The sequence below is a fragment of the Geodermatophilus amargosae genome, assembly GCF_041028265.1.
Taxonomy (GTDB): Bacteria; Actinomycetota; Actinomycetes; order Mycobacteriales; family Geodermatophilaceae; genus Geodermatophilus; species Geodermatophilus amargosae_A.
In genome coordinates, this window is sequence record NZ_JABGCW010000024.1 from 23,528 (window position 1) to 49,639 (window position 26,112).

Genomic DNA, 26,112 nt, shown 5'->3' on the forward strand with positions numbered 1-26,112 from the left:
CGCTCCGTGACGACCGAGCACGGTCCGGCCCCGCTGGCCGAGCGGCTGCGGGCCCAGGGCCTGCGGCTGACGCCGCAGCGCCAGCAGGTCCTGGCCGCCGTCGCCGAGCTCGACCACGCCACGCCCGAGGCCATCGGCGCGCGGCTGCGCGAGCAGGCCGGGCCCGGCGGTGCGGCGCCGGACACCTCGACCGTCTACCGGACGCTGGAGCTGCTGGAGCGTCTCGGCCTGGTCTGGCACACGCACCTGGGCAAGGGTGCGCCGGTCTACCACGCCTCGGAGCACCCGCACCTCCACGTCGTCTGCGCCTCCTGCGGGGAGATCTCCTCGGCCGACCCGGCGCTGCTGGAGGAGGCGGCGGAACGTCTGGCCGCCGACCTGGGTTTCACCCTCGACGTGGGGCACGTCGCGCTGTCGGGCACGTGCCGCCGCTGTCGAGAGTCCGGGACACCCCAGGAGTGACGGAGCAGTCATGACCACCACCTCCCCGCTGGCCACGCGACCGGGGGCCGTCCTCGCCGAGGGCACGACCGTCGCCGCCCACCACGGCGACCCCCTGCGCGAGCAGCGGCTGCTCGCCGAGGGCGCCGGTCTCGTCGACCGCAGCGACCGCGACGTGCTCGCGATCCCCGGCGCCGACCGGCTGACCTGGCTGCACAGCCTGACCAGCCAGCACCTCGAGCGGCTGGCCGACGGCACCGGCACCGAGGCGCTGGTGCTGTCCCCGAACGGCCACGTCGAGCACCACCTGGTCCTCGCCGAGCTCGGCGGCACCACCTGGGCCGACGTCGAGCCGGGCACGGGGACGGCGCTGCAGACCTTCCTCGACCGGATGCGCTTCCTGCTCCGCGTCGAGCCGGCGCGGGTCACCGCCGACTGGGCGCTGCTGTCCCTCGTGGGCCCGCGCGTCCCGGAGGTGCTCGCCGCCGCGGGTCTGCCCGCCCCGGACGCCCCGTACGCCGTGACCGCCCTGCCCGGCGGCGGCTTCGTGCGCCGGATGCCGCCCCTCGGCGACGGCAGGGCGACGGCGGTCGACCTGCTCGTGCCCCGCGCCGACGTCGCCGCGCGCGCCGACGCGCTCATCGCCGCGGGTGCCGCCTCCGCCGGGCTCGACGCCTACGAGGCGCTGCGCGTCGAGGCCCGCCGGCCGCGGCTCGGCGTCGACACCGACCACCGCACCATCCCCAACGAGCTGCCGTGGCTGACCGGCGCCGTCCACCTCGAGAAGGGCTGCTACCGGGGGCAGGAGACCGTCGCGCGCGTGCACAACCTCGGCCGCCCGCCGCGGCGGCTGGTCCTGCTGCACCTCGACGGCGTCAGCGAGGACCTCTCCGCGCCCGGCACCCCGGTGCTGAACGGCGCCCGCGAGGTCGGCCGCACCGGCACGGTCGTGCGCCACCACGAGCTCGGCGTCGTCGCGCTCGCGCTGGTCAAGCAGTCGGTCGCCCCCGACGCCGACCTGACCGTGGGCGGCTCGCGCGCGTCGGTCGACCCCGACGACGCCCCGTCGGCGCTCGACGACACCCGGGCGGCGGCCCGCGACCGGGTCCGCGCGGTCCGGTCTGCCACCATCGGGCGGTGACCTCCGTGAGCCCCTCCCCGACGCCCGCCGGCGGTGCTGCCGTCGACGCGCTGCTCGACCCCGGCTTCCTCGAGGGCGTGGAGTCCCGCGCCATGGGGGAGGTGCGCGGCCTGCGCCGGCGCGCCGAGCAGGAGGAGGTCAACCTCTCCTACACGCGGCGGCTGCTGCAGGGCCGGCTGGACATCGTGCGCCGCGAGCTGCAGCGCCGCGCCGAGCACGACGGGCGCTCGCTGGTGGACCTGCTGCCGGAGATCCTCGCCGAGAAGGGCCGCGGTCCCGCGCACGGCCTGGGCCGGCACCAGACGGTGCAGCCGGCCGCGCCCGAGGTCTACGAGTCCTGGGTGCACGGCCTGACCCCCGACGTCGACCTGTCCGACGTGTCGGGCCTCCCCGACGCCGACCTCGAGCGGGCCGCCCGCGCGCTGGCCGCCGCGGAGGGGTCGCTGTCGGAGCGGCGCCGCGGCGTGCAGCACGTGATGGACGCCCTCGCCGGGGAGCTGGCCCGCCGTTACCGCAGCGGCGAGGCCGACGTCGCCGCGCTGCTGGCCCAAGAGGGCCGATGAAGGACCCCGCTCCTCCCCACGCCTCGCAGGCTCGGCGCGGGCCCCCCGAGCGGAGCCGTTCCCGCACCGTTCCCTGGCCGGACGCGCCGGTCCTCGTCGAGGTCTGGCGGTCGGGGTTCCTGGAGTCGGTGCACCGCGGCGCGGTCGTCGTCCTGGGTCCCGACGGCGCGGTGCGCTGGTCGGCCGGCGACGTCGCCCGCCCGGTCCTGCCGCGCTCGTCCAACAAGCCGGTGCAGGCCACCGCCTACCTCACCGCCGGCTGGCAGCCCCGCTCGGGCGAGGAGCTCGCCATCGCCGCCGGCTCGCACGCCGGTGAGGACGGCCACCGCGACGTCGCCGCCGCGATCCTCGACGCCGCCGGCCTCGGCCCCGACGCGCTGGGCTGCCCGACCGCGCTGCCCGGTCACGAGCCGACCCGCGCCGCCTGGACGGTCGCCGGCCGTGAGCCCGAACGGCTGGCCTTCAACTGCTCCGGCAAGCACGCCGCGATGCTGGCCTCCTGCGTCGCCGCCGGCTGGCCCACCGAGGGGTACCTCGACCGCGGGCACCCGCTGCAGCAGGCGATCGAGGCGCGGCTCGGCGAGGCGGCGGGCGAGCAGGTGGCCGCCGTCGTCGTGGACGGGTGCGGCGCACCCCAGCACGGGCTGTCCCTGACCGGGCTCGCCCGCGGCCTGCGGTCCCTGGTCGACGCGCAGCCGGGGAGCCCGGAGCGGGCCGTGGCCGACGCGATGCGCGCGCACCCCTGGTTCGTGGCCGGCACCGGCCGGGACGACACGCTGCTGATGGAGTCCGTCCCCGGCCTGCTGGCCAAGGGCGGCGCCGACGGCGTGCACGTCGCCGCGCTGCCCGGCCGCGGCGCGATCGCCTACAAGCTCGACGACGGCGGCGACCGCGGACGGGCGCCGGTGCTCGCCGCCGCACTGCGCCGCCTCGGGGTCGACGCCGACATGCTCGACCGGTGGACCGTCACGCCCGTGACCGGCGGCGACGGTGTCGTCGGGGAGGTCCGGCCCTCGGCGCTCCTCACCGACCGACCGGCCGGCTGACCTGCGGGTCGACGGCGACACGCGGGGTGTGAGGAGACTCACGGAGCGGTGCTAGCAGCACCGCTTGCAGTTGCTAGCACCCGTGGTTACCGTCGAGTAGTGCAGACCCCCGGCGAGTTCGTGAGCGGTCAGGTGAGGTCGGTCCGCGAGAAGGTGGACCTCCTCGCCGGGAGCGTCGCGGAGACCGTCGCGGCCGAGGCCCAGCAGGTCTCGGCGGTGCGTTCGCAGGTGGGTGAGTACATCCGGGAGCAGCGCAGCGCGGCCCGGGTGTCCCTGCGCGAGCTCGCCCGCACCGCCGGGGTGAGCAACCCCTACCTGTCCCAGGTGGAACGGGGACTGCGCAAGCCGTCGGCGGAGATCCTCGCCGCCATCGCCCGGGGTCTGAAGATCTCCGCCGAGTCGCTCTACGAGCAGGCGGGCATCCTCGACCGGCGGGCCGGCAACCCCGACACGGTCGCGGCCATCCGGTCCGACGACCAGCTCTCCGAGCGGCACAAGGCCGTGCTGATCGAGCTGTACGAGACCTACGTCCGCGAGTACGCGGCAGCGAGCACCCCCGCGCGCACCGCCGGCACCGCACCGGGCGCCATCCCGATCCCCCCGCCCGGAACCGACCCGAACCCCTCCAAGGAGTCCGCATGACCACCGCCACCACCCTCCTCGAGCAGGTCGCCGAGCGCAGCCGCCGCCCGCTCCTCGTCGCCGTCGGCGCCGGTGACCTCGCCGTCGAGCAGGCCCGCACCGTCCTGGCCACGCTGCGCACCCGCGCCGAGGCCCTCCCCGGTGAGGCCCAGGTCCAGGTCGACCTGGCCGCCAAGGAGGCCCGCACCCGCGCCGAGCAGGCCGTCGCCCAGGCCCGCGAGAACAGCCGTCAGCTGGCCGTCGCCGTCCGTCCCGACACGGTCGTGAGCACCGTCGCCGGTCTGGTCGAGCAGGCCCGCGCCCAGGCCACCACCGCCGTCGAGCAGCTGGCCGAGCGCGGCGCCGACGTGCTGCAGGAGCTGCGCCGCCAGCCCGGCGTCCGCCGCTTCGTCGTCCGCACCGAGCAGGCCGTCGACAAGGTCGAGGACGTCGTCGAGGACGCCATCCAGGAGACCGCGGAGGCCGTGAACGAGGCCTCGAACGAGGTCACCTCGCTGGTCCAGAAGGCCGCCGGCAAGACCACCAAGGCCGCCGCCAAGGCGGAGAAGGCCGTCGACCAGGCCGCCGAGCAGGCCAAGGCCGTGATCGAGGAGACCGCCGAGGCCGCCGACGAGGCGACCGCGAAGGCCGCCCGCAAGCCGGCCAAGCGCACCACCGCGGCCCGCACCAAGTCCGCCGCCGGCACCTCGGCCCGCGTGTCCCGCACCCGCACCACCAGCACCGACTGACGAAGGACCCCCTCCCCGCCCCTCGCACGTCCGGGGCGGTGCCCTGGAGGGGGCCACTGACCAGGGCCCCGGAGCTGCACCTGCGCTCCGGGGCCCTGTCACGTCCGGGGCCGGGACCCCCGTCGGAGGGGTCCCGGCGTCGTCCCCGGCGGGTACCCTCCGGGGCATGGGGTTCGACTTCGCGCTCGTCGAGGGCCTGCGGCTGGTGATGCTCGCGGTCGCTGCCTGGGCGTTCGTCGACGCCGTGATCCGCCCGGCCGCCGGTTACGTCGCCGTCGGCAAGCTCACCAAGCCGGCCTGGGCGGCGATCACCGCCCTGTCGGCCGTGGTCCTCTACCTGCAGGGCCCGATGAGCTTCCTCGGCCTGCCCGCGGTCATCGCCACCGTGGTCTACCTGGTCGACGTGCGGCCCGCCGTCCGCGGCGTCCAGCGCGGCAACAGCAGCTGGTGAGCCGGCCCGCCGCGGACGCGGCGGGTCAGTAGCGGTCGTCCCGGGGCATCAGCACCCACAGGACCAGGTACGCGATGAACTGCGGGCCGGGCAGGATGCAGGAGACGACGAAGGCCAGCCGCAGGCCCCCGGTGGAGATGCCGTAGCGGCGGGCGATCCCGGCGCACACGCCGGCGATCATCTTGTTCCGCGAGTCGCGGGTCAGCCGGCTGGGGACGGGTGAGGGGTACGTCATGCGCCGACACTAGGCGCGGCCGGCCGCTCCGGGCATCGGGGAAGACCCTGGTCAGCGGCTGAAGACCCCCGGAGGCGGCTCGGGGGAGGGCGCGGCGTCGGCGTCGTGCACCGGCTGGGCGTTCCCCGCGAACCGGCCGAGGTCCTCACCGGCCACCACCCGGGCGGGCATCGGGTCGCCGGCGCAGCGCCGGGTGAGCCCGGCGACCGGCAGCTCGGCGTCCGAGGCCACCGCCACGAGGTTGCCGAACCGCCGCCCGCGCAGCGTGCCCGGCTCGGCCAGGACGCCGACGTGCCGGAAGACCGCGCACAGGGTGGCCACCTGGCCGCGGGCGAAGCGCAGCGGCGGGCCGTCGGCGACGTTGGCCGTCAGCACCCCGCCCGGCCGCAGCACCCGGTGCGCCTCGGCGGCGTACTCCACCGTCGTCAGGTGTGCGGGGGTGCGTGCGCCGGCGAAGACGTCGCTGACGACGACGTCGGCGCTCGCCGTCGGCAGGGCGGCCAGCCCGGCGCGGGCGTCACCGGCCCGCACCCGCACGCGCGCACCCCGGGGGAGCGGCAGGTGCGTGCGGACGAGGTCGGTCAGCCGCTGGTCGAGCTCCACGACGCGCTGCCGCGAGCCCGGGCGGGTCACCGCCACGTAGCGGGCCAGCGTGAGCGCACCGCCGCCCAGGTGGACGACGTCGAGCGGCTCGCCCTCCGGCGCGGCCAGGTCGAGCACGTGGCCCATCCGGCGGACGTACTCGAACTCCAGGTGGGCGGGCTCGTCGAGGTCGACGTGCGACTGCGGCGTGCCGTCCACCATCAGCACCCAGGACCCGTCGCGGTCGGCGTCGCCGAGCAGCTCGGCCGTCCCGCCGTCGACCTCCGTGAGGCCCGGCGGGAGCACCTCCGGCCGGATGCGCCTCACGGCGGCGCCACCGCCGACCAGCGCACGGTCAGCTCACCGTGCCGCCAGCGGCGGCTGCTGCCCACCAGCGGCCACCCGTCGTCGGCGAGCGCCTGCACCGCGGCGACCCAGCGCTGCCGCGGCCCGAACGTCGACAGGCCCGCCGCCGAGGCCCACGCGGTGTCGAGGGCGCGCAGCAGGGCGTGCACCGGCTGCCCGGGCACGTTGTGGTGGATGAGCGCCTTGGGCAGCCGCTCCGCGAGGTCGGAGGGGCGGTCGAGGTCGGAGACCCGCGCGGCCAGCGTGAGGGTCAGCGGGCCGTCGGCGTCCAGTGCCACCCACGTCGAGCGGCGTCCCCACTCGTCGCAGGTGCCCTCGACCAGCAGCCCGCCGGGGCCCAGCGCGGCGCACGTGGTCTCCCACGCCCGCGCGGCCGACGCCTCGTCGTACTGGCGCAGAACGTTGAACGCCCGCACCAGCACCGGCTGCAGCCCGGCCAGCTCGAACCCGCCGACGCGGAAGTCCACCCGGGGCGGGTCGCGGTCCCCGGCGACGGCGGCGACCCGCGCCGGGTCGATCTCCAGGCCGACCACCTCGAGTCCCGGCACCTCGGGGCCCAGCCGCTCGGCGAGCTCCAGGGTGGTCACCGCCGAGGAGCCGTAGCCGAGGTCGACCACGAGCGGGCGGGCCGCGTCGCGCAGCCGCGGGACCTGGGTGGCCACCAGCCAGCGGTCGACGCGGCGCAGGCGGTTGGCGTTGGTGATGCCGCGCGTGGGCAGGCCCAGCGCGCGCGCCCGGCCCGCCGCCAGCCGGGGACGGGCCTTCTCCGGCGCCAGCTCAGCCCGGCGCTTGTGCCCGCTGCCCCCCTCGCTCACCGGTGCCGAGGGTAGTCGGCGTCCCCGGTGTCCCTGCGCCGCGCGGCTACCGTGGACGGGTGCTCGTCCGATCCGACGCCCGTCTCGCCGACCTCACCACGCTGGGGGTCGGCGGCCCCGTCGAGCGCCTGGTCGAGGTCACCGACGCCGCCGAGCTGGTCGCCGCCGTCCGGGAGGCCGACGAGGCCGGCCGGCCGCTGCTGGTGCTCGGCGGCGGCTCCAACCTGGTCGCGCCCGACGTCGGGTGGGCCGGCGACGTCGTCGCGGTGCGCAGCCGCGGCGTCGAGCGGCGCGGCGACGTCCTCGAGGTGCAGGCCGGTGAGGACTGGGACGACCTGGTCGCGCTGACCGTCGAGGCGGAGCTGGCCGGGATGGAGGCGCTGTCGGGCATCCCCGGCTCGACCGGCGCCACCCCCGTGCAGAACGTCGGCGCCTACGGCCAGGAGGTCGCGCAGACGGTCACCGCGGTCCGCGTGTACGACCGCGCCGAGAAGCGCGAGCGGACGCTGACCCCCGCCGAGTGCGCCTTCGGCTACCGCGACAGCCGGCTCAAGCGCGAGCCCGGCCGGTTCGTCGTCCTGACCGTCACCTTCGCGCTGGACGCCGGGCCGCTGTCCCGGCCGGTCGGCTACGCGGAGCTGGCCAAGCGGCTGGGCGTGGAGCCGGGTGACCGGGCACCGCTGGCCGACGTCCGCGCGGCCGTCCTCGACCTGCGCCGGGGCAAGGGGATGGTCGTCGACCCGGCCGATCCCGACACCCGCAGCGCCGGGTCGTTCTTCACCAACCCCGTCGTCCCGGCCGCGCAGACCGTCCCCGGCTGCCCGAGCTGGCCGGCCGGTGACGGGAGCGTCAAGCTCAGCGCCGCCTGGCTCGTGCAGTCGGCCGGCTTCAGCCGCGGCACCCGCGCGGGGCGGGTCGGGACGTCGTCGCGGCACAGCCTGGCGCTGACCACCGAGCCCGGCGCGACGGCGGCCGAGCTGATGGCCTTCGCCGACCGCGTGGTCGAGGCCGTCCGCGACCGCTTCGGCGTCACCCTGGTCCCCGAGCCCACCCGGCTGTAGGTCGAGATCGCGCGATCTCGTACGCCCAGCGGTCGGATCGCGTACGAGATCACGTGATCTCGACGGGTCAGTCGGTCTCGCGGTGGACCTTGTGCTGGGCGGCCTGGGCGCGCGGGCGGACGACGAGCAGGTCGACGTTGACGTGGTGCGGGCGGGTGAGCGCCCAGGCGATGCAGTCGGCGACGTCCTCGGCCACCAGCGGCTCGCGGACACCCCGGTAGACGGCGTCGGCCTGCTCCTGGCTGCCGGTGCGGTGGAGCGAGAACTCCTCGGTCCGCACCATCCCGGGCGCGATCTCGATGACCCGCACCGGCTCGGCGACGAGCTCCAGCCGCAGCGTCCCGGCCAGCGTGTGCACGCCGTGCTTGGCCGCGGTGTACGAGGCGCCGCCCTCGTAGCTGACCAGCCCCGCCGTCGAGCCGACGAACAGCACGTCACCGGCGCCGGAGGCCCGCAGCGCGGGGAGCAGCGCCTTGGTGAGCCGGACGGTGCCGAGCACGTTCACGTCGTAGGTGCGCGCCCACGAGTCGAGGTCGGCCTCGGCCACCGGCCGGGTGTCGAACGCGCCGCCGGCGTTGTTGACCAGGACGTCGACCCGCGGCAGGGCCGCGGCGAACGCCTCCACCGACGCGGGGTCGGTGACGTCGAGGGGCAGCGCGCGGGCGCCGATCCGCTCGGCCAGCGCGGTCAGCCGGTCCATCCGCCGGGCGCCCAGGACGACGTCGAAGCCCTCCACGGCCAGCCGTTCGGCGGTGGCGGCGCCGATCCCGCTGGAGGCACCCGTGACGACGGCGGTACGCCCGGACCCCGGCAGAGGACGCGGACCGGACGGTGAGAGATCGGCGACACCGGGCATAGGCCCATCCTGACGCTGTTGCAGGATGGAGAGTCGACAGGGGTGCCGCGACGGCGCCCGGGCTGGGCGAGGCGGGAGGTCTGTGTGCCTGCTCGCCGCCTGCTGCCCCCGCGCGTGCCCCGGCGGGTGGCGACGATCTCGGTGCACACCAGTCCGCTGGACCAGCCCGGTGCGGGCGACGCCGGGGGCATGAACGTCTACATCGTCGAGGTGTCCCGCCGGCTCGCCGCCCGCGGCATCGCCGTCGACGTCTTCACCCGCGCCACCTCCAGCGACCTGCCGCCGGTGGTCGAGATGAGCCCGGGCGTGACCGTGCGGCACGTCAGCGCCGGCCCGTTCGAGGGACTGGGCAAGGAGGAGCTCCCCGGCCAGCTGTGCGCCTTCACCGCGGGCGTGCTGCGCGAGGAGGCCCAGCACGAGCCGGGCCACTACGACGTCGTCCACTCGCACTACTGGCTGTCCGGCCAGGTCGGCTGGCTGGCGCGCGACCGGTGGAGCGTGCCGCTGATCCACACCGCGCACACCCTCGCCAAGGTGAAGAACGCCGCGCTCGCCGACGGCGACCGGCCCGAGCCGCGCGCCCGCGTGATCGGCGAGGAGCAGGTGGTGGCCGAGGCCGACCGCCTCGTGGCCAACACCGAGGAGGAGGCCCGGCAGCTGGTCGAGCACTACGGCGCCGACCCGCGCCGCACGCTCGTCGTCCCCCCGGGCGTCGACCTCGACCGCTTCACCCCCGGCGACCGCGCCGCCGCCCGCCGCGCGCTGGGCGTGCCCGCCGACGCCGTCGTCCTGACCTTCGTCGGCCGCATCCAGCCGCTCAAGGCGCCCGACCTGCTGCTGGCCACCGCCGCCCGCATGCTCGACGACGACCCGGCGCTGCGCCCGCGGCTGCAGGTGCACGTCGTCGGGGCGCCGAGCGGGTCGGGGCTGGAGGCGCCGCGGCAGCTGGAGGAGCTGGCCGCCTCCCTGGGCATCGCCGACCTCGTGCGCTTCCTGCCGCCGCAGCCGCCGGACCGGCTGGCCCTGCACTACCGCGCCGCCGACGTCGCCGTCGTCCCGAGCCACAACGAGTCCTTCGGCCTGGTCGCCCTGGAGGCGCAGGCCTGCGGGACGCCGGTGGTGGCCGCGTCGGTCGGCGGGCTGCGGACGGCGGTGCGCGACGGCGTGTCCGGCGTCCTGGTCGAGGGCCGGGACCCCGGCGCGTACGCGGCGGCCGTCCGCGCGGTGCTCGAGCGCCGGGAGCTGCTCGGCGCCGGCGCGCGCCGGCACGCCGCCGCCTTCTCCTGGGACCGCACCGCCGACGCCCTGGTGGACGCCTACGCCGCGGCCGCCGCGGAGATGGCCGGCGCCGGGCGGCGGGCGCTGTGGCCGGTGGCCGGCGTGTCCCTGGGGACGCAGGTGGCCTGGTGAGCGGAGGCACGCAGTGACCGAGGAGACCGGCGGGACCCGGACCGCCCGCGCCGACGTGGTGGCGGCGCTCGACGCGGTCATCGACCGGACCCTGCGCGACGCCGACCTGGTGCACGAGCACCCCGCGCCCGGACGGTGGCTGGTCGACCTGCCCGGCACCAAGAAGCTCAAGACGGTGTGCGGGCTGATCGTGGGCGAGCACGCGCTCCGGGTGGAGGCCTTCGTCTGCCGCCAGCCCGACGAGAACCGCGAGCAGCTGTGGACCTACCTGCTGCAGCACAACGCGCGCATGTACGGCGTCGCCTACTCCGTCGACCGCGTCGGAGACGTCTACCTCACCGGCCGGGTGCCGCACGCCGCGGTGACCCCCGAGGAGCTCGACCGGCTGCTCGGAGCGGTCCTCAGCTATGCCGACGACCACTTCAACACCATGCTCGAGATCGGCTTCGGCAGCTCGATCCGCCGCGAGTGGGAGTGGCGGGTCAAGCGCGGCGAGTCGCTGCGCAACCTCGAGGCCTTCGCCGCGTTCGCCCAGGCGGGCCGGACCGGTCCCGCGGACGAGGGCGGGACGGCGCCCTCGCCGGACGGCGGGGGATGACCACCACTGGGCGGGCGCCGGTGGCGGCCGTCGGGGAGGGCCCCGGCTACGCGCGGCGCTGGTGGGTGCTGGCCACCATGACCGTCTGCCTGCTCGTGGTGATCACGGGCAACACGACGCTCAACGTGGCCATCCCGACCCTGCAGCGGGAGCTCGGCGCCACCCAGGGCGAGCTGCAGTGGGCCGTCGACGCCTACATCGTCGTCTTCGCCGGGCTGCTGTTCTCCTGGGGCGTCATCGGCGACCGCATCGGCCGCCGCCGGGTCCTGCTCATCGGGCTCACCGTCTTCGCCGGGGGCTCGGTGATGGCCGCCTCCTCCGACAGCCCGCTGGAGCTCATCGGCTGGCGGGCGGTGATGGGGATCGGCGGCGCGGCGGTCCAGCCGACGACGCTCGCCGTCCTCACCAACGTCTTCCCCGCCGGTGAGCGCGGCCGCGCCATCGGCATCTGGGCGGCCACGGCCGGCCTCGCCGTCGCCGGGGGACCGCTGGCCAGCGGCGCGGTGCTGACCACCTTCTGGTGGGGGGCGATCTTCCTCATCGGGGTGCCGGTGGCGCTGCTCGGCGTCGCCGGCACGCTGGCGTTCGTGCCGGAGTCGCGCGACCCGGCGCCCGGCCGGCTCGACGTCCCGGGCGTCCTGCTGTCGATCGCGGCGCTGGCCGGGCTGGTCTACGGGATCATCCACGGCGGCTCGGGCGTGGGCTGGGCGACGCCCGGGGTGCTCGTCCCGCTGGTCGGCGGCGCGCTGCTCATGGTGCTGTTCGTCTGGCTGCAGCGGCGCTCGGCGCACCCGGCGCTCGACGTCTCGCTGTTCCGCAACCCCGCGTTCTCCGCCGCGGCGGCCGCGCTGGGCCTGAACTTCTTCGCGCTGATGGGCGCGACGTTCTACCTGGTCTACTACCTGCAGGGCGCCCGCGGCTACGACCCCCTGCAGTCCGGTGCCGCGCTCATCCCGGTGGCGCTGGGCATGGCGGTCATGGCACCGAACAGCTCCCGGCTGGCCGAGCGGTACGGCGCCAAGGCCGTCTGCGCCACCGGCTTCGTCCTCATCACGCTGTCGTTCCTGGGCTTCCAGCTGCTGGACGAGGCGGCTCCGCTGTGGCTGCTGCTCACCACGCTCACCGTGCAGGGCCTCGGCATGGGCGCTGTCATGGCGCCGGCCACCGAGTCGATCATGTCGGTGGTGCCGAGGGAGAAGGCCGGCGCCGGCGCGGCGGTGAACAACACCGTCCGCCAGGTCGGCGGCGCGCTCGGCGTGGCCATCCTCGGCTCGCTGCTGGCCACCGCCTACGCCGCCCACCTCGGCCGCGCCGTCGACGTGCTGCCCGCCGCGCAGCGCGGCGAGGCGAGCACCTCGATCGCCGCGACCCTGGAGGCGGCCCGGGTGACGGCGGACCGGGCGCGGGCGGCCGGCGATCCGGGTGCCGCGGCGGCCGCCGACGCCCTGGCCGACACCGCCCGCGAGGCGTTCGTCTCGGCGATGCACCTGACCGCCGTCGGCACCGCGGCGGCCGCGGCCGTCGCCGCCGTCGTCGTCCTCGTCTGGCTGCCCGGGCGCCGCCGGCCAGGGGCGCAGGAGGACTCCTCCCCCTAGCGTGGGCGAGGTGCAGGAGCAGCCCGCCGCGCAGGAACGCTTCGGCCGCGCGCTGATCGGCGTGGTGGCCGCCTCCGGCCTGGTGTACCCGCTGCTGCTGTGCGCCGTGCAGCTCGTGCTGACCCAGCTGTTCGTCGTCGACGTCGCCGCCACCGCGCTGTGGCTGGCGGTCGCGCTGGCCTGCAGCGTGGCGCTGGTGGCCGCCGTCCGCTGGGGCGCCTCCCGGCGGGTGCTCAGCCCGTGGCTGCTGGCCGGGCTGGCGCCGCCGGTGCTCTACGAGGCCTGGGTGCTCTGGCCGCTGCTGAGCTGAGGGGACCGTGCGCGGCCGGGTCGGGCAGGATGGGCGGCGTGACGACGTCTGCCGCCAGCGCGCCCGGCACCCTGGTCCTGCTCCGCCACGGCGAGAGCGAGTGGAACAAGGCCAACCTGTTCACCGGCTGGGTGGACGTCGAGCTGTCGGAGAAGGGCCGCGCCGAGGCCGCCCGCGGCGGCCGGCTGCTCGCCGAGCACGGCCTGCTGCCCGACGTCCTGCACACCTCGCTGCTGCGGCGGGCGATCACCACCGCCGAGCTGGCCCTGGGCGCCGCCGACCGCCAGTGGATCCCGGTGCGGCGCTCCTGGCGGCTCAACGAGCGGCACTACGGCGCGCTGCAGGGCAAGGACAAGGCGGCCACCCTCGCCGAGTACGGCGAGGAGCAGTTCATGGAGTGGCGCCGCTCCTACAGCACGCCGCCGCCGCCGATCGAGGCCGGCAGCGAGTACTCGCAGGACGCCGACCCGCGCTACGCGTTCCTCCCGCCGGAGGTGCGCCCGGCCACCGAGTGCCTGGCCGACGTCGTCGTCCGGATGCTCCCGTACTGGTACGACGCGATCGTCCCGGACCTGCGCAGCGGCGCCACCGTGCTGGTGGCCGCGCACGGCAACAGCCTGCGGGCGCTGGTGAAGCACCTCGACGGCATGGGCGAGGACGAGGTGGTCGGGCTGAACATCCCCACCGGCGTCCCGCTGCGCTACGACCTCGACGCCGACCTCAAGCCGGTCGAGGCCGGTGGTGAGTACCTCGACCCCGACGCCGCGGCGGCCGCGATCGAGGCGGTCAAGAACCAGGGCAAGAAGTAGCGCACACGGACGACGAGGGCCTCCCCACCGTGCGGTGGGGAGGCCCTCGTCGTCCCTGCGGCGTCAGTTCGGCAGGGCGACCATGTCCCGCTCGCCGGTGACCAGGAAGACGACGCGGCGGGCGACGCTGACGGCGTGGTCGGCGAAGCGCTCGTAGTAGCGGCCGAGCAGCGTGATGTCGATGGCCGACTCCATGCCGTGCGGCCAGCCGGGGCTGAGCAGCTCGGTGAACAGCTGACGGTGCAGCTGGTCCATCAGGTCGTCGTCCTTCTCGAGCTGGACGGCGCCCTGGACGTCGAGCTTGGCGATGACGGTGCCGACCTGGGTGACCAGGCTCTGCGCGACGTGGCCGGCCTCGAGGAAGATCGGCCGCACCTCGGCGGGGACGGCGGACTCCGGGAAGCGCATGCGGGCCAGCTTGGCCACGTGCACGGCGAGGTCGCCCATGCGCTCGAGGTCGCCGACGATGCGCATCGCCGTGGTGACCGTGCGCAGGTCGGTGGCCACCGGCTGCTGGCGCGCCAGCAGGGTGAAGCAGCGCTCCTCGATGCTCTCCCGCACCGCGTCGATGTGCTCGTCGCCGGCGATGACCAGGTCGGCGAGGGCGACGTCGGCGTCGAGCAGGGCGGTGGTGGCCTTGCTCATCGCGGAGCCGACGGAGTTCGACATCTCCACCAGGCAGGCGTTGATGTCCTCGAGCTCTTCGCGGTAGTGCTCGCGCACGGGTCCTCCTCGTCGGCCGGCCGTCCGCCGGTGCCGCCGGCCGGGCACCATCTGCTCGGTGCGCCGCCCCGGCGTCCTCGAGGGTAGGTGCTGGGGAGGCACGCGACGGGGGTGGCCGGTGAACGAGGGGACACCCGGGCGTGAACAGTCGGTCACCCGGGTTGCGTCGCCACCCGCACGGGGGACGACGGGGTCCCCGAGCCGCCTAGCATCGGCCCCGTGAGCCCGCTGGTCGCCCTCGTGACCGGCGTCGTCGTCGGCGCCCTCGTGGTGGCCGTCGGCGTGCTGCTCGCGCGCCGCCGCTCCGACAGGGCCGAACGCGCCGGGAGCGACGCCGAGCGGGACGGCGCCGCCGAGGCGCAGCTCGCGCGACGGCTGCTCGACCTCATGGACCCCGCGGTGCTCCTGCTCGACAAGGACGACGCCGTCGTCGTGGCCAACCCGACGGCGCGCGGGCTCGGGATCGTCCGCGACCGCCGGCTCGTCGTCCCCGCGCTGCAGGACCTGGTCGGCGAGGTCCGCCGCTGGGGGAGCCGGCGCTCGGACGTCTCGCTGCCCGGCGAGGTCGTGGGCGGCGGCACGCGGCTGGTCGGCGCCCACGGCATCCGGCTGGACGCCTCGCCCGGTGACGTCACGCCGTCGGCCGTGCCCGGTCCCGTGGCGCTGGTGCTCCAGGACGTCACCGAGGCCCGTCGCGTGGAGGCGGTCCGCCGCGACTTCGTCGCCAACGTCGGCCACGAGCTCAAGACGCCGGTCGGCGCGCTGGGGCTGCTCGCCGAGGCCATGCAGGGCGCCGCCGACGACCCCGAGACCGTGCAGCGCTTCGCCACGCGCATGGCGCACGAGGCCGACCGGCTGGCGCGGCTGGTCCGCGAGCTCATCGACCTGTCCCGCCTGCAGGGCGCCGAGCCGCTGCCGGAGCTGACTCCGGTCGACGTCGACACGGTGCTCGCCGAGGCCGTCGACCGCACCGGCCTGGCCGCCGCGGCCAAGGGCATCACCATCGCCGTCGGCGGCGGACGCTGCCTCCTGGTGCGCGGGGTCGAGGCCCAGCTGGCGACGGCGGTGACCAACCTGCTGGCCAACGCGGTCGCCTACAGCCCGGAGAACACGAAGATCGCCGTCGGGGCGCGGGCGCGGGGTGGGTTCGCCGAGATCGCGGTCACCGACAGCGGGATCGGCATCCCGCGGGCCGACCGCGAGCGGGTCTTCGAGCGCTTCTACCGGGTCGACCAGTCGCGGGCGACCAGGACCGGTGGCACCGGCCTGGGCCTGGCGATCGTCAAGCACGTGGCCAGCAACCACGGTGGCTCGGTCAGCGTGTGGAGCGAGGAGGGCCTCGGCTCCACCTTCACGCTGCGCATCCCCCTGGCGGTCGAGGACCGCCCCGAACCTCCCGCCGCGGCGTCCGACGCCGGCGGGGTCCTCCAGGAAGGACGGTCATGACCCGAGTGCTCGTGGTGGAGGACGAGGAGTCCTTCTCCGATGCGCTGTCCTACATGCTCGGCCGCGAGGGGTTCGAGGCGGTCGTCGCCGCCACCGGCCCCGACGCGCTGGCCGAGTTCGACCGCGCGGGGGCCGACATCGTCCTGCTCGACCTCATGCTCCCGGGACTGCCGGGCACCGAGGTGTGCCGGGCGCTGCGCTCCCGCAGCAACGTCCCGATCATCATGCTCACGGCGAAGGACTCCGAGGTCGACAAGGTCGTCGGCCTGGAGCTCGGGGCCGACGACTATGTGACCAAGCCGTACTCGGCCCGTGAGCTGGTGGCCCGCATCCGCGCCGTGCTGCGCCGCCGCGGTGACGCGGAGGTCCCGGCCGACGGCGCGCTGGAGGCGGGCCCCGTGCGCATGGACGTCGAGCGGCACGTGGTGGCCGTGGACGGCGAGCCGGTGGCGCTGCCGCTCAAGGAGTTCGACCTGCTCGAGCTGCTGCTGCGCAACGCCGGCCGGGTGCTGACCCGCGGGCAGCTGATCGACCGGGTGTGGGGCTCGGACTACGTGGGCGACACCAAGACCCTCGACGTCCACGTCAAGCGTCTGCGCGCCAAGATCGAGCCCGACCCGGCCAACCCCAAGCACCTCGTGACCGTGCGCGGGCTCGGCTACAAGTTCGAGCAGTGACACGGTCGGCCTACCGGCCTCCACCGCGTCCGGGTCGGGTGGCCGGCCGGCGCTGAGCCCTGACCCGTCGCCGCGAGGGGGACCCTCCGGGCCCCCGCTCCCGGCGACCTCCTGCGGCGTCCGTACGGGTGGCCGGCCGGGGTCACTGACCCCGGCCGGTCTCCTCCTGCAGCTCGTCGATCTTGATCGACGCGTCGGCCTTGGTGATGTCCTCCGGCACGTCCTCGCCGGCCTGCCGGGCCAGCGTGTGCAGGTAGCTCTTCTGCGCGCCGGTGGCGGGCTCGTCGCCGGTGACCCAGTCCGACGGGTCCTTCTCGGCGGTGGGGTCGCCGGCCTGACCGGTGTTCACGTTCGATTCGCTCATGTGTTCGATCCTAGGCGGGAGCGAGCTGCGCCGCAGGTCGAGCGGCCCGCTCCGCCCGCACGGCCTCCCAGCGCCGGCCGGTGCGGTAGACGTGCACGCTCCCGCAGGAGGGGCACTCGACACCCAGCGCCACGTGGGTGGGGTGGTTGGTGACCGATCGGATCCGCCGGTCGGCGACCAGCTCGTCGGTCCGGGTCACGGGGCAGGTGATCAGCAACATGGGACGAGCGTGGTCCGACGCCGCTGCACCGACGAGTGGCAGGGGTGACATGGACCGCGTCGTTCCTGCCATCATGTCCGCGTGACCGAGACCGACCGTCCGCTCGTCGTCAGCCTGCTCGCCGGGGACGGTGTCCTCGGGGCCTTCGGCCTCGGGGTGGCCGCCGAGGTGTTCGGCTACGACTACCGCCGCTTCGGCATGCCGCGCTTCGACTTCGCGGTGGTCACCGACCGCCCCGGGCTGGTGCGCACCGACACCGGGCTGACCCTGTACGTCGAGCACGGCCTCGAGCGGCTCGCCGTCTCCGACGTCGTCCTCGTGACCGCATGGGAGGACCTCTCCGCACCGGTCTCCGTCCCGGTCCTCGACGCGCTGCGCGCCGTGCACGCCCGCGGCGGGCAGGTCATCAGCCACTGCACCGGCGCCTTCGTCGTCGCGGAGGCCGGCCTGCTCGACGGCAAGCGGGCCACCACCCACTGGCGTTACGCCGGGGAACTGGCCGCCCGCTACCCGGCCGTCGACGTCGACCCGCGGGTCCTCTACGTCGACGAGGGCACGGTCATCAGCGGCGCCGGGACGGCGAGCGGCGTGGACGCCCTGCTGCACTTCGTCCGCCGCGAGTGGGGTCCCACGGCCGCCAACTGCCTGGCCCGCGAGATGGTCGTCCCGCCGCACCGCGACGGCGGGCAGGCCCAGTACATCGACGCGCCGGTCGCCCGCTGCGAGGACGACCTGCTCGGCCTGGTCCTGGACTGGGCGCGCGCACACCTGGCCGAGGACATCAGCGTCGAGGCGCTCGCCCGGCGCGCGCTGATGAGCCCGCGCAGCTTCGCCCGCCGGTTCAAGGCCACGACCGGGACGACGCCGCACGCCTGGCTGCTCGGCCAGCGGCTGGCGGTGGCCGAGGCGCTGCTCGAGGAGAGCGACGCCCCGGTGGAGGAGATCGCGCGGCTGGTCGGCTTCGGCACCGCCGCCGGCTTCCGCGACCAGTTCAGCCGGCGCCGCGGCGTCTCCCCGCGGGCCTACCGGCAGACCTTCCGCGCCGTCCGCGCCGTGCCGGCCGGCGAGGGGACGGCGGCCTAGAGCGGAACGGGACGGGCGACGCCGACGAGGGAGTCGAGGCGCCCGGCGTTGCTGGGCGCCAGCGGGCTGCGCACCACCTGCGTGAGGGCGAACCCGGCGCGGGCCAGCAGCATCGCGTGCGTACGCGGGGTGAAGTGCCAGATGTGCTCGGCGGGCTTCAGCGTCCACCACCGGGTGCCGAGCAGCCGCGCCGGCAGCGACGAGACGTAGGGCGTGGAGAACAGCACGATGCCGTCGTCGGCGACGAGCGAGCGCGCCGTCCGCCAGAAGTCCAGGGGGTCGGGCACGTGCTCGACGGTGTCCCAGGCGCAGAGGACGTCGACGCCGGGCTCCAGCGGTGCGTCGGCGAGCTGGCCGCAGAAGACGTCGAGACCGAGGACCTCGGTGGCGTGCTTCGCGCCGGTCCGGGAGAGCTCCACCCCGCCGGCGTCCCAGCCGGCCTCCCGCGCGGCGTCGAGGAACAGGCCGTAGCCGGCGCCGACCTCCAGCAGCCGTCCTCCGGGGGCGCGGCCCCGCACCCGGTCGAGCAGGGCCAGCCGGCCGGCGGTCCAGGTGCGTTGCAGGAGCATCGCCGGGTCGAACCGGCGGTCCTGCGACGACCCACTCCTGCCCGCGCCGCCGTCGTCCCCGCCGCCGTTCTCCAGGCCGCCCCCGTACACGCCGCCCTCGAAGTAGCCGACGTCGTCGTAGAGCCGCTGCAGGGCCTCCGGGCGCAGCCGGGGACTGATGAAGACCAGGCCGCAGGACGGGCAGCGGACGACGCCGAAGGGCGCGAGGTCGTGGACGAGCCGGCCGGGGATGCCGCACAGGCAGCAGTCGACCGCCTCGGTGTCCTCGGGGGTCCACGTCGCCGGGGCAGCGGTCACCGGGGCACTCACGCCGGTCAGCCTACGGAGCCGCCGGTGGTCCCCCCGGTCCGCGCCGCGCCGACCGGCGGGTCGGCCGCGCCCGGGGCGCCGTCGGCCCGGCTCTCGCCGAGCTCCGGGTAGCGCTGGGCGAGCAGGGCGGAGACCTTCCGGCGGACGGCGGCCGAGACCAGCCCGGAGCCCTCCGGGGAGCCGTCGGTCCCGAGCAGCTCGCCGGGGACGACGACGTAGCGGTCGGGCGCCGCCTCGGCCTGCGCGAGGAAGGCCGCGCGCACCGCGTCGGCGTCGGCGTCCGCGGGCCCGGCCGTGACCGCCGAGTCGACGACCACGGTGAGGTCGGGCAGCAGGCCGCGGGTGGCCCACAGCGAGGTGCGGTAGATGCGGTCGGCGTCCAGGCCCTGCCCGGCGCCCTGGAAGGCGATCGAGGTGTCCACGTAGTGGTTGCAGACGACGACCTCGCGCCGCTGCAGGGCGGGCCGGATCACCGTGGCCACGTGCTCGGCACGGTCGGCCGCGGCCAGCAGCGCCGCGGTGTAGGCGGCCACCGGGTGGCCCTCGCCGTCGGTCACGCCGGCCGTCGGGTCCGGCGCCGGCGGGTAGAGCAGCGTGCGGACCTGCCGGCCGAGCGCGGTGTCGCTGGGCTCGTGCGTGGCCACGACGGCGCACCCGCACTCGCGCAGCACCTCGGCCAGGTCGGCCGTGTAGCGGCGGGTGAGGTCGCGGTCGGCGCCCTCGACGACGATGAAGAGCCCGGTGCTGCTGGAGGAGGCCGAGAGGATGTCGGAGCTGCCCCAGAGCAGGCGGAACACGTCGCGGGCGCGGGTGCCCGGCCGCCCGCGCGGGACGACCTGGCGGACGGCGTAGGCACTGACCAGCAGGGCGAGCGCGCCGCCGATCATCAGGGTCAGCCCGGGACCGGTGAGGGTGAGCATGAGCTCGCCGACCCGCAGGTCGTGCGTGCCGAGCACGCCGGCGAGGCCCGGACCGACGGCGACCGCCAGCAGCAGGACGATGCGCACCGAGGAGACGACGAAGGCGAACACCCGGCCGCGCAGGCGGTCCTCGACCTCGAAACCGATGAGCGTGTAGCCGATGATCCAGGAGATCCCGGCGAAGACGCCCACGAGGAACGCCGCGCCCGTGGCCAGCACGAAGTCCCGCAGCAGTGACATCGCCAGCAGTGCGATCCCGGCCAGCCCGATCGAGCGGGCGAACAGGGTGCGCCGCGGGATGGTGGGCAGGATCCGCGGCCCCACCAGCATGCCGAGGGCCAGGCCGGTGAACACGATGCCGAACACCACGCCGTAGCCGGCGGCGCCGGCGTCCAGGGTGGCGATGTAGAGCTGGGCGACGCCGATGATCAGCCCGCCCGCCCCGAACGCGCCGATGACGCCGACGTACAGGGCGCGCATCAGCGGCTGCCCGCGCAGGAACGAGACGCCCTCGACGATGAGGGAGAACACGTTCGTCGACGCCTGGCGCTCGGTGGGTGTCGGCGGGATGAGCCGGCGCGAGAGCAGCACGGTGGTGGCCGAGACGGCGAAGGTCACCGAGTTGAACAGCAGGGCGACGACGATCGCCGTCCGCGCGTCCTCGTTCTGGCCGCTGCCGGGGAACACCCGGGCGACCGTGGAGAGCAGGGCGAACAGCAGCGAGGCCACCGGCACGGCGCCGTAGACGCTGAACAGCGAGACCTGGTTGGCCACGGCGAGCCGCTCGCGCGGGACGATCGCCACCCAGATCGCCTGCTTGGCCGGGTTGGTGAACAGGCCCACCGCCTCGACGAGGAACTGGGCGACGTACAGCCAGGTCAGCTCGTAGCTCAGCCCGATCGACAGGTACAGCGCGCAGGCCAGCAGGTCACCGACGACGACGGTGGTGCGGCGGTCCAGCCGGTCGGCCAGCGCGCCGGCGATGGGACCGAGGAGGAGGTCGGGCAGCAGCCGGACGAGGATGACGCCGGAGATCGCCGCGCCCTGGACGCCCAGCGACTGGTCCCGCGTGAGCTGCTGGGCCAGCGCGGTGGTCGCCAGCAGGCCGAGCCAGTCGCCGAGGCTGGAGACGGCGATCGCCGCCCACATGCGACGGAACACCGGGATCCGCACGAGCGCGAGCAACGCGTTGTCCGACGCCCGACCGCTGGCCGACGACCCGCCCGCGCGCGCGCCGGCACTCGCCGCCTGTCCGTCGCTCACAGTTCCCGCCGTCCGGTCGTCGCGGTCGTCCCGGGAAGGGTAGTGGCGGCGGGCGACCGTCCGGCCGCCGCCGCACCCGGACGGGAGAGTTCCGGTCAGCCGCCCGGCCGCCGGCGCTGCAGCGTGAGGGGCACCGGTGCGGGACTGGCCGGGTGCGGGGCGACGAGGCCGAGGTCGAGCCGGGCCTCGGCCAGCCGGCGCAGCTCGGCGTAGGCGGCCGGGCCCAGCAGCACGGTGAGCTCGGCGGCGTAGGTGGCCACCAGCGGCTCGGGGGACACGTGCGCGCCGGGGGAGCCGGTGCACCACCAGTGCAGGTCGGCACCGCCGGGGCCCCAGCCGCGCCGGTCGAACTCGCCGATCGTGCTCACCAGCACCGACGTCCCGTCGGGCCGCTCGACGTGCTCCTGCTCCCGGCGCACCGGCAGCTGCCAGCAGACGTCGGGCTTGGTGGTCAGCGGGAGCAGCTCCTCGCGCAGCGCCATGCGGTGCAGCGCGCAGCCGGTGCCGCCGGGGAACCCCGGCCGGTTGAGGAAGACGCAGGCGCCGTCGACCAGGCGGGTGCGCAGGGACCGGACGCCGCCCTCGTCGTCGGCCGCGTCCTCCTCGGTCCAGGCGCCGCGGCCGACGGGAGCGAGCTGCCAGTCCTCGTCGTCGAGGTCGGCGACGGCGGCGGTCACCCGGGCGAGGTCGTCCTCGTCGGTGAAGAAGGCGCCGTGGCTGCAGCAGCCGTCGTCGGGCCGGCCCTCGACGACGCCGGCGCACCCGCGCCCGAACACGCAGGTCCACGCCGACGCCAGCCAGGTCAGGTCGGCGCGGACGACGTGCCGTGGATCAGCCGGGTCCGGGAACTCGATCCACTCGCGGGCGAAGTCGGGATCGACCTCCGGGGGCACGTCCTGCACCGGCCCAGCCTAGGCAGACCCCGACCTGCAGACTGACCGCATGCGGCTCGGGGTGCTGGACATCGGCTCGAACACCGTCCACCTGCTGGTGGTCGACGCCCACCGCGGTGGCCACCCGACCCCGACCTACGACGACCGGGCCGTCCTGCGGCTGGCCGAGCACGTCGGCAAGGACGACGTCCTGTCCAAGGCCGGCGAGAAGGCGCTGGTCAACGCGGTGCGCAAGGCGTGCAGGCGGGCCGAGGAGCAGGGCTGCGACGAGGTGCTCGCCCTGGTCACCTCGGCCATCCGCGAGGCGGTCAACGGCCTGGAGGTGCTCGACCGCGTCCGCGCGCAGACCGGCGTCGACGTGCAGGTGACCAGCGGTGAGGCGGAGGCGCGGCTGACGTTCCTGGCCGTGCGCCGGTGGCACGGGTGGAGCGCCGGGCGGCTGCTGGTGCTCGACATCGGCGGCGGCTCGCTGGAACTGGCCAGCGGCGTGGACGAGGACCCCGACGTCGCGCTGTCGGTCCCGCTCGGCGCCGGGCGCATGACCCGCCGCTTCCTGCCCGAGGCCGCCGCGGGCGGCAAGCCCGACCTCGCCAAGCTCGAGGCCCTGCACGAGCACGCCGCCGACGTCCTCCGGCCGGCGGCGAGGAAGCTGCGCGCAGCCGGGCCGCCGGACCTGGTCACGGCGACGAGCAAGACGTTCCGCACGCTCGCGCGGCTGACCGGCGCGGCGCCCTACTCGGCCGGCCTGCGGGTGGAGCGGCAGCTCACCCTCGACGGGCTGGGGCAGCTGATCGGCTTCGTGTCCCGCATCGAGTCCCGCGGCCTGGCCGAGCTGCGCGGCGTGTCGCCCGACCGCGCCCACCAGGTGCCCGCCGGTGCGGTCGTGGCGCAGGCCGCGATGCAGGCCCTGGAACTACCCTCCGTCAAGATCTGTCCGTGGGCGCTGCGCGAGGGCGTCATCCTGCGGCGACTGGACTCCTTGGGAGGCGCGTGATGGCACAGCCCCGCAGGGACCCCGACCCCGGTCCGGAGACCGGCGGCCGGCCGCTGGCCGACATCCTGCGCGAGGCCGGCATCGAGGCGCCGCGCAGCGTGCGCCGGCGCCGCGGGGACACCGGCGACATCCCGATCAAGCAGCGCAAGCGGGAGCCCGACGCCGAGACCGGGCAGCCCAACCCCGGGCGCCGGGCCGGCGACACCGGCCGGGTCTCCGAGACCGGCCGGCTGTCCCGGGACACGGGGCGGGTCTCCGACACCGGCCGTCAGGCGCGGGACACCGGCCGCGTCGAGAAGGCCCGGGACACCGGCCGCGTCGCGGGGGCGCCGGCCGGGGCCACCCGCGGCCCGTCCGAGCCCTCGACGGCGGCCATCCCGGGGATCCGGCCCTCCCGCAAGCCGGGCGTCCCGGGCAGCACCGGGCCGGACGCCCCGCCGGCCACCGGCCCGATCCCGGTGACCCGGCCCGGGGAGACCGAGGTCCTCGACGAGCCGCTGGGCGCCCGGGACGGGGCGCTGGCCTGGCTGCGCTTCGCCGGCGAGCTGGTCCTGGCCCTCGCCGCCGGGGTCGGCATCTACTTCCTCGCCACCGTCGTCTGGGAGCAGCTGCCCCAGGTCGCGGTGGTCCTCGCCCCGCTGGCGGTCACCGGCCTGGTCGCCGGCGTGGGGGCGTGGCGGCAGCGCACCGGCCGCGAGCCCACGGGCCTGCGGCTGGTCGCCGTCCTCGTGTTCGCCGGGACGCTGCTCACCATCGCCCCGGCCGCCGGGCTGCTCGCCGGCCCCTGAGGCGCCGCCGGGCAGCCCGGCCCTGGCTCACTCGTCCTCGTCGTCCTCGGTGCCCGCCTGCGCGAACTGCTCGACGATCGCCGCGCCGAACGCGTCGAGGTCGTCGGGGTTCCGGCTGGTGACGAGGTTGCCGTCGACGACGACCTCCTCGTCCACCCAGTCGGCGCCGGCGTTGCGCAGGTCGGTCTGCAGCGAGGGCCACGACGTCATCCGCCGGCCACGGAGGACGCCGGCCTCGACGAGCACCCAGGGCGCGTGGCAGATCGCCGCCACCGGCTTGTCCGCCTCGAAGAAGGCCTTCACGAAGGCCACGGCGTCGGCGTCGGCCCGCACGAAGTCGCCGTTGACGACACCGCCGGGCAGGACCAGCGCCGCGTAGTCCTCGGGGTCGGCCAGGGCGACGGTGGTGTCGACCTTCTTCTGGTCGCCCTTGTCGATGTGCTGGTACATGGTGATCGTGCCGCTCCCCAGCGACACCAGCTCGGGCTCCGCGCCGGCCTCCTCCAGCGTCTGCCACGGCCGTTCGAGCTCGACCTGCTCGACGCCGTCGGTCGCGAGCACGGCCACCTTCATCCCGTTCAGTTCTCCTGCCATGCGGGCGCGGCTACCCGGGGCCGGGAGACGGCACACCCGCGCGCACTACGGTCCGATCGAGGTCCGGCGCGCGGGTCCCGCGCACACCGAGAGCTGGGAGAACGACATGGCACAGCGACAGGGCCTGGCGGTCCTCGGCGGCGGCAAGATGGGCGAGGCGCTCCTGGCCGGGCTGGTGAAGCGGTCGGGTCCCGACGGCGTCGTCGTCTGCGAGCGGCACCCGGAGCGGGGACGCGAGCTCGAGGCGCGCTACGGCGTCGAGGTCGTCGGCATCGAGGAGGCGGCGGCCCGCGCGCGGGTGCTGCTCCTGGCGGTCAAGCCGCAGGACCTCCCCGGCCTGCTGACCCTGCTCGCGCCGGCGGTGGACGACGGGCACCTGGTGGTCAGCATCGCGGCCGGCATCTCCACCGCCACCATCGAGGCGGCGCTGCCGGCCGGTGTGCCGGTGGTGCGGGTCATGCCCAACACCCCCGCCCTCGTCGACGAGGGGATGAGCGTGCTGTCTGCCGGTGCGTCCGCGGGGGAGGCGGAGCTGGACGAGGCGGAGGCGCTGCTGTCGACCGTCGGCCGGGTGGCGCGGGTGCCGGAGTACCAGCAGGACGCGGTGACGGCGCTGTCGGGCAGCGGCCCGGCCTACTTCTTCTACCTGGTCGAGGCGATGGTCGACGCCGGCGTGCTGCTCGGCCTGCCGCGGGCGCTGACCACGGAGCTGGTGGTGCAGACCGCGCTGGGGTCAGCGGTGATGCTGCGCGAGTCGGGGGAGCACCCGGCCCAGCTGCGCGACGCGGTGAGCAGCCCGGGCGGCACGACCATCGCCGGCATCCGGGAACTGGAGCGGCACTCGGTGCGCTCGGCGCTCATCGCGGCGATCGAGGCGGCCGCGGCGCGTTCGGTGGAGCTGGGCCAGGCCGACGGGAGCCGGTGACGATAACCCGCCGCCGGGTCCGGTGGCGGGACTCTGCGTCACCGTGTCGACACGTCGTCGCGGAGACGCGCCGATACAGCTGTGTAGCGAGTTGCATACGTGTAGTTCTGCCAGGGACGGACCGTTCCCCGTGTTCGTTTCTTCCATCGCTTCTGTCACGTGGGTCCCCCTACTCTCTGTATCAGCACGTGCGTGTCCCGTAGTCGGTGGGGAAGCCGGCGCTCGACTCGTGCTAGGTCCGGAGAGCTGATCATGACCATGCCCCAGCGCACCAACGCCGCCTACATCCGCCCGGCCGTGCCCGGCCCGCGGCCCATGGCCCGCCCGATCCCGGCCGCCGCCATGGCGCGCCCGGTCGGCCCGGCCCACCCCGCCGCGATGCCCGTCGGCCGCCCGGTCGTCCCGCAGCCGCGCGCCGCCGTCACCTTCCTGACCGTCGCCGAGGTCGCCAGCATGATGCGCGTCTCGAAGATGACCGTGTACCGCCTCGTGCACGCCGGCGAGCTGTCCGCCGTCCGCGTCGGCCGGTCGTTCCGCGTCCCGGAGCGCGCCGTCCAGGACTACCTGCGCGACGCCTACACCGACATCGCCTGAGTCGTCACACCGTCGTCCTCCCGGACGACACCGCGGCCAGGTGCCGTCCCCCCGACGGCCCGAGCCCACCCGTCGCGCCTACGCGGACCCCTCCGGGGCCC

General features: G+C 75.7%; 31 protein-coding genes. 20 read left to right on the top strand and 11 right to left on the bottom strand.

Features of this window, described 5'->3' with window-relative positions; genetic code table 11:
* Positions 1–6: 6 nt before the first annotated feature.
* The 7 genes from HLV61_RS22685 to HLV61_RS22715 all read left to right on the top strand — a co-directional run bounded on the left by HLV61_RS22685 (position 7) and on the right by HLV61_RS22715 (position 5,012).
* Positions 7–462, top strand: coding sequence for a Fur family transcriptional regulator (locus HLV61_RS22685; protein WP_369259629.1), 456 nt, complete (start codon positions 7–9; stop codon positions 460–462).
* A gap of 10 nt (positions 463–472) precedes the next feature.
* Positions 473–1,582, top strand: a complete 1,110-nt coding sequence (gene ygfZ, locus HLV61_RS22690; protein ID WP_369259631.1) for a CAF17-like 4Fe-4S cluster assembly/insertion protein YgfZ — start codon at positions 473–475, stop codon at positions 1,580–1,582.
* Entirely contained in the window at positions 1,579–2,145 is a 567-nt protein-coding gene (locus HLV61_RS22695; protein WP_369259633.1) for an RsiG family protein, read from the top strand. Before ygfZ ends, HLV61_RS22695 begins: the two co-directional genes overlap by 4 nt.
* On the top strand, positions 2,142–3,191 hold the full coding sequence (locus tag HLV61_RS22700; protein ID WP_369259635.1) for an asparaginase: 1,050 nt from the start codon (positions 2,142–2,144) through the stop codon (positions 3,189–3,191). Before HLV61_RS22695 ends, HLV61_RS22700 begins: the two co-directional genes overlap by 4 nt.
* A gap of 99 nt (positions 3,192–3,290) precedes the next feature.
* Entirely contained in the window at positions 3,291–3,833 is a 543-nt protein-coding gene (locus HLV61_RS22705; RefSeq protein ID WP_369259637.1) for a helix-turn-helix domain-containing protein, read from the top strand.
* The gene (locus HLV61_RS22710) at positions 3,830–4,561 is read left to right on the top strand and encodes a hypothetical protein (protein WP_369259639.1); all 732 of its coding nucleotides are present in this window, start codon (positions 3,830–3,832) and stop codon (positions 4,559–4,561) included. The genes HLV61_RS22705 and HLV61_RS22710 overlap by 4 nt, the downstream gene beginning before the upstream one ends.
* Positions 4,562–4,727: 166 nt before the next feature.
* Positions 4,728–5,012 carry a DUF2516 family protein gene (locus tag HLV61_RS22715; RefSeq protein WP_369259641.1) on the top strand — a complete coding sequence of 95 codons (285 nt, stop codon included), beginning with the start codon at positions 4,728–4,730 and terminating at the stop codon, positions 5,010–5,012.
* Positions 5,013–5,037: 25 nt separating this feature from the next.
* Here the strand turns inward: HLV61_RS22715 and HLV61_RS22720 are convergent, their stop codons facing one another.
* From HLV61_RS22720 to HLV61_RS22730, 3 genes are read right to left on the bottom strand one after another with little or no spacing between them, the layout of a single operon-like run.
* Positions 5,038–5,247, bottom strand: a complete 210-nt coding sequence (locus HLV61_RS22720; protein WP_369259643.1) for a PspC domain-containing protein — start codon at positions 5,245–5,247, stop codon at positions 5,038–5,040.
* Positions 5,248–5,298: 51 nt separating this feature from the next.
* On the bottom strand, positions 5,299–6,156 hold the full coding sequence (locus tag HLV61_RS22725; protein WP_369259645.1) for a spermidine synthase: 858 nt from the start codon (positions 6,154–6,156) through the stop codon (positions 5,299–5,301).
* Entirely contained in the window at positions 6,153–7,010 is an 858-nt protein-coding gene (locus HLV61_RS22730; protein ID WP_369259647.1) for a class I SAM-dependent methyltransferase, read from the bottom strand. The genes HLV61_RS22725 and HLV61_RS22730 overlap by 4 nt, the downstream gene beginning before the upstream one ends.
* Positions 7,011–7,069: 59 nt before the next feature.
* Here HLV61_RS22730 and HLV61_RS22735 point away from each other — a divergent pair, with 59 nt between their 5' ends.
* Positions 7,070–8,071, top strand: coding sequence for a UDP-N-acetylmuramate dehydrogenase (locus HLV61_RS22735; protein ID WP_369259649.1), 1,002 nt, complete (start codon positions 7,070–7,072; stop codon positions 8,069–8,071).
* Positions 8,072–8,138: 67 nt separating this feature from the next.
* Here HLV61_RS22735 and HLV61_RS22740 read toward each other — a convergent pair whose 3' ends face one another.
* Positions 8,139–8,927 (bottom strand): SDR family oxidoreductase, encoded by a 789-nt coding sequence (locus tag HLV61_RS22740; RefSeq protein ID WP_369259651.1) that lies wholly within the window; start codon positions 8,925–8,927, stop codon positions 8,139–8,141.
* A gap of 84 nt (positions 8,928–9,011) precedes the next feature.
* On the opposite strand from HLV61_RS22740, the gene mshA reads away from it, so the two are divergent.
* From mshA to HLV61_RS22765, 5 genes are read left to right on the top strand one after another with little or no spacing between them, the layout of a single operon-like run.
* A complete protein-coding gene (mshA, locus tag HLV61_RS22745) occupies positions 9,012–10,337 on the top strand; it encodes a D-inositol-3-phosphate glycosyltransferase (RefSeq protein ID WP_369259653.1) in 1,326 nt (441 codons plus the stop codon).
* Positions 10,338–10,350: 13 nt separating this feature from the next.
* Entirely contained in the window at positions 10,351–10,935 is a 585-nt protein-coding gene (locus tag HLV61_RS22750) for a YbjN domain-containing protein (protein ID WP_369259655.1), read from the top strand.
* Positions 10,932–12,530, top strand: coding sequence for an MFS transporter (locus HLV61_RS22755; protein ID WP_369259657.1), 1,599 nt, complete (start codon positions 10,932–10,934; stop codon positions 12,528–12,530). The genes HLV61_RS22750 and HLV61_RS22755 overlap by 4 nt, the downstream gene beginning before the upstream one ends.
* A 10-nt stretch (positions 12,531–12,540) precedes the next feature.
* The gene (locus tag HLV61_RS22760; protein WP_369259659.1) at positions 12,541–12,840 is read left to right on the top strand and encodes a hypothetical protein; all 300 of its coding nucleotides are present in this window, start codon (positions 12,541–12,543) and stop codon (positions 12,838–12,840) included.
* A 38-nt stretch (positions 12,841–12,878) separates the two neighbouring features.
* Positions 12,879–13,649, top strand: coding sequence for a phosphoglyceromutase (locus HLV61_RS22765; RefSeq protein ID WP_369259661.1), 771 nt, complete (start codon positions 12,879–12,881; stop codon positions 13,647–13,649).
* A 63-nt stretch (positions 13,650–13,712) separates the two neighbouring features.
* On the opposite strand, the gene phoU is transcribed toward HLV61_RS22765, so the two are convergent.
* Positions 13,713–14,372, bottom strand: coding sequence for a phosphate signaling complex protein PhoU (gene phoU, locus HLV61_RS22770; protein WP_369259662.1), 660 nt, complete (start codon positions 14,370–14,372; stop codon positions 13,713–13,715).
* Between the two features lie 219 nt (positions 14,373–14,591).
* Here phoU and HLV61_RS22775 point away from each other — a divergent pair, with 219 nt between their 5' ends.
* Together HLV61_RS22775 and HLV61_RS22780 are read left to right on the top strand one after the other, a co-directional pair.
* Positions 14,592–15,818, top strand: coding sequence for a sensor histidine kinase (locus HLV61_RS22775; RefSeq protein WP_369259664.1), 1,227 nt, complete (start codon positions 14,592–14,594; stop codon positions 15,816–15,818).
* The gene (locus HLV61_RS22780; RefSeq protein WP_369259666.1) at positions 15,815–16,495 is read left to right on the top strand and encodes a winged helix-turn-helix domain-containing protein; all 681 of its coding nucleotides are present in this window, start codon (positions 15,815–15,817) and stop codon (positions 16,493–16,495) included. The genes HLV61_RS22775 and HLV61_RS22780 overlap by 4 nt, the downstream gene beginning before the upstream one ends.
* 142 nt (positions 16,496–16,637) lie before the next feature.
* On the opposite strand, the gene HLV61_RS22785 is transcribed toward HLV61_RS22780, so the two are convergent.
* Together HLV61_RS22785 and HLV61_RS22790 are read right to left on the bottom strand one after the other, a co-directional pair.
* Complete coding sequence (locus tag HLV61_RS22785) at positions 16,638–16,859, bottom strand: DUF3072 domain-containing protein (protein ID WP_110005236.1); 222 nt, start codon at positions 16,857–16,859, stop codon at positions 16,638–16,640.
* A gap of 10 nt (positions 16,860–16,869) precedes the next feature.
* Positions 16,870–17,079, bottom strand: coding sequence for a hypothetical protein (locus tag HLV61_RS22790; protein ID WP_369259668.1), 210 nt, complete (start codon positions 17,077–17,079; stop codon positions 16,870–16,872).
* Between the two features lie 81 nt (positions 17,080–17,160).
* On the opposite strand from HLV61_RS22790, the gene HLV61_RS22795 reads away from it, so the two are divergent.
* Positions 17,161–18,162, top strand: coding sequence for a helix-turn-helix domain-containing protein (locus tag HLV61_RS22795; RefSeq protein ID WP_369259670.1), 1,002 nt, complete (start codon positions 17,161–17,163; stop codon positions 18,160–18,162).
* Here the strand turns inward: HLV61_RS22795 and HLV61_RS22800 are convergent.
* The 3 genes from HLV61_RS22800 to HLV61_RS22810 form a co-directional block, all read right to left on the bottom strand.
* Positions 18,159–19,040 carry a class I SAM-dependent methyltransferase gene (locus tag HLV61_RS22800; RefSeq protein WP_369259672.1) on the bottom strand — a complete coding sequence of 294 codons (882 nt, stop codon included), beginning with the start codon at positions 19,038–19,040 and terminating at the stop codon, positions 18,159–18,161. The two genes, HLV61_RS22795 and HLV61_RS22800, sit on opposite strands and share 4 nt — an antisense overlap.
* Positions 19,041–19,045: 5 nt before the next feature.
* On the bottom strand, positions 19,046–21,223 hold the full coding sequence (locus HLV61_RS22805) for a bifunctional MFS transporter/dTMP kinase (RefSeq protein WP_369259674.1): 2,178 nt from the start codon (positions 21,221–21,223) through the stop codon (positions 19,046–19,048).
* A 95-nt stretch (positions 21,224–21,318) separates the two neighbouring features.
* Positions 21,319–22,125, bottom strand: coding sequence for a hypothetical protein (locus tag HLV61_RS22810; protein ID WP_369259676.1), 807 nt, complete (start codon positions 22,123–22,125; stop codon positions 21,319–21,321).
* 40 nt (positions 22,126–22,165) lie between these two features.
* Between HLV61_RS22810 and HLV61_RS22815 the strand changes: the two genes are divergently transcribed.
* The gene (locus HLV61_RS22815; RefSeq protein WP_369259677.1) at positions 22,166–23,110 is read left to right on the top strand and encodes a Ppx/GppA phosphatase family protein; all 945 of its coding nucleotides are present in this window, start codon (positions 22,166–22,168) and stop codon (positions 23,108–23,110) included.
* Entirely contained in the window at positions 23,110–23,898 is a 789-nt protein-coding gene (locus tag HLV61_RS22820) for a hypothetical protein (RefSeq protein ID WP_369259679.1), read from the top strand. The genes HLV61_RS22815 and HLV61_RS22820 overlap by 1 nt, the downstream gene beginning before the upstream one ends.
* A gap of 27 nt (positions 23,899–23,925) precedes the next feature.
* Here the strand turns inward: HLV61_RS22820 and HLV61_RS22825 are convergent, their stop codons facing one another.
* A complete protein-coding gene (locus tag HLV61_RS22825; protein ID WP_369259681.1) occupies positions 23,926–24,492 on the bottom strand; it encodes a type 1 glutamine amidotransferase domain-containing protein in 567 nt (188 codons plus the stop codon).
* A gap of 106 nt (positions 24,493–24,598) precedes the next feature.
* Here HLV61_RS22825 and proC point away from each other — a divergent pair, with 106 nt between their 5' ends.
* Positions 24,599–25,417: a pyrroline-5-carboxylate reductase gene (gene proC, locus HLV61_RS22830; protein WP_369259683.1), complete on the top strand. Its 819-nt coding sequence runs from the start codon at positions 24,599–24,601 to the stop codon at positions 25,415–25,417.
* 252 nt (positions 25,418–25,669) lie between these two features.
* Positions 25,670–26,011, top strand: a complete 342-nt coding sequence (locus tag HLV61_RS23250) for a helix-turn-helix domain-containing protein (protein WP_245784485.1) — start codon at positions 25,670–25,672, stop codon at positions 26,009–26,011.
* The last annotated feature ends 101 nt before the right edge of the window (positions 26,012–26,112 follow it).

Excerpts from the sequence above, each read along its gene's own strand:
- ygfZ (WP_369259631.1), top strand. The coding sequence starts at position 473 with ATGACCACCACCTCCCCGCTGGCCACGCGACCGGGGGCCGTCCTCGCC.
- HLV61_RS22785 (WP_110005236.1), bottom strand. The coding sequence starts at position 16,859 with ATGAGCGAATCGAACGTGAACACCGGTCAGGCCGGCGACCCCACCGCC.
- proC (WP_369259683.1), top strand. The coding sequence starts at position 24,599 with ATGGCACAGCGACAGGGCCTGGCGGTCCTCGGCGGCGGCAAGATGGGC.
- HLV61_RS23250 (WP_245784485.1), top strand. The coding sequence starts at position 25,670 with ATGACCATGCCCCAGCGCACCAACGCCGCCTACATCCGCCCGGCCGTG.
- HLV61_RS22755 (WP_369259657.1), top strand. The coding sequence starts at position 10,932 with ATGACCACCACTGGGCGGGCGCCGGTGGCGGCCGTCGGGGAGGGCCCC.
- HLV61_RS22825 (WP_369259681.1), bottom strand. The coding sequence starts at position 24,492 with ATGGCAGGAGAACTGAACGGGATGAAGGTGGCCGTGCTCGCGACCGAC.
- HLV61_RS22720 (WP_369259643.1), bottom strand. The coding sequence starts at position 5,247 with ATGACGTACCCCTCACCCGTCCCCAGCCGGCTGACCCGCGACTCGCGG.
- HLV61_RS22715 (WP_369259641.1), top strand. The coding sequence starts at position 4,728 with ATGGGGTTCGACTTCGCGCTCGTCGAGGGCCTGCGGCTGGTGATGCTC.
- HLV61_RS22820 (WP_369259679.1), top strand. The coding sequence starts at position 23,110 with ATGGCACAGCCCCGCAGGGACCCCGACCCCGGTCCGGAGACCGGCGGC.
- HLV61_RS22740 (WP_369259651.1), bottom strand. The coding sequence starts at position 8,927 with ATGCCCGGTGTCGCCGATCTCTCACCGTCCGGTCCGCGTCCTCTGCCG.
- HLV61_RS22700 (WP_369259635.1), top strand. The coding sequence starts at position 2,142 with ATGAAGGACCCCGCTCCTCCCCACGCCTCGCAGGCTCGGCGCGGGCCC.
- HLV61_RS22710 (WP_369259639.1), top strand. The coding sequence starts at position 3,830 with ATGACCACCGCCACCACCCTCCTCGAGCAGGTCGCCGAGCGCAGCCGC.
- HLV61_RS22780 (WP_369259666.1), top strand. The coding sequence starts at position 15,815 with ATGACCCGAGTGCTCGTGGTGGAGGACGAGGAGTCCTTCTCCGATGCG.
- HLV61_RS22815 (WP_369259677.1), top strand. The coding sequence starts at position 22,166 with ATGCGGCTCGGGGTGCTGGACATCGGCTCGAACACCGTCCACCTGCTG.
- HLV61_RS22790 (WP_369259668.1), bottom strand. The coding sequence starts at position 17,079 with ATGTTGCTGATCACCTGCCCCGTGACCCGGACCGACGAGCTGGTCGCC.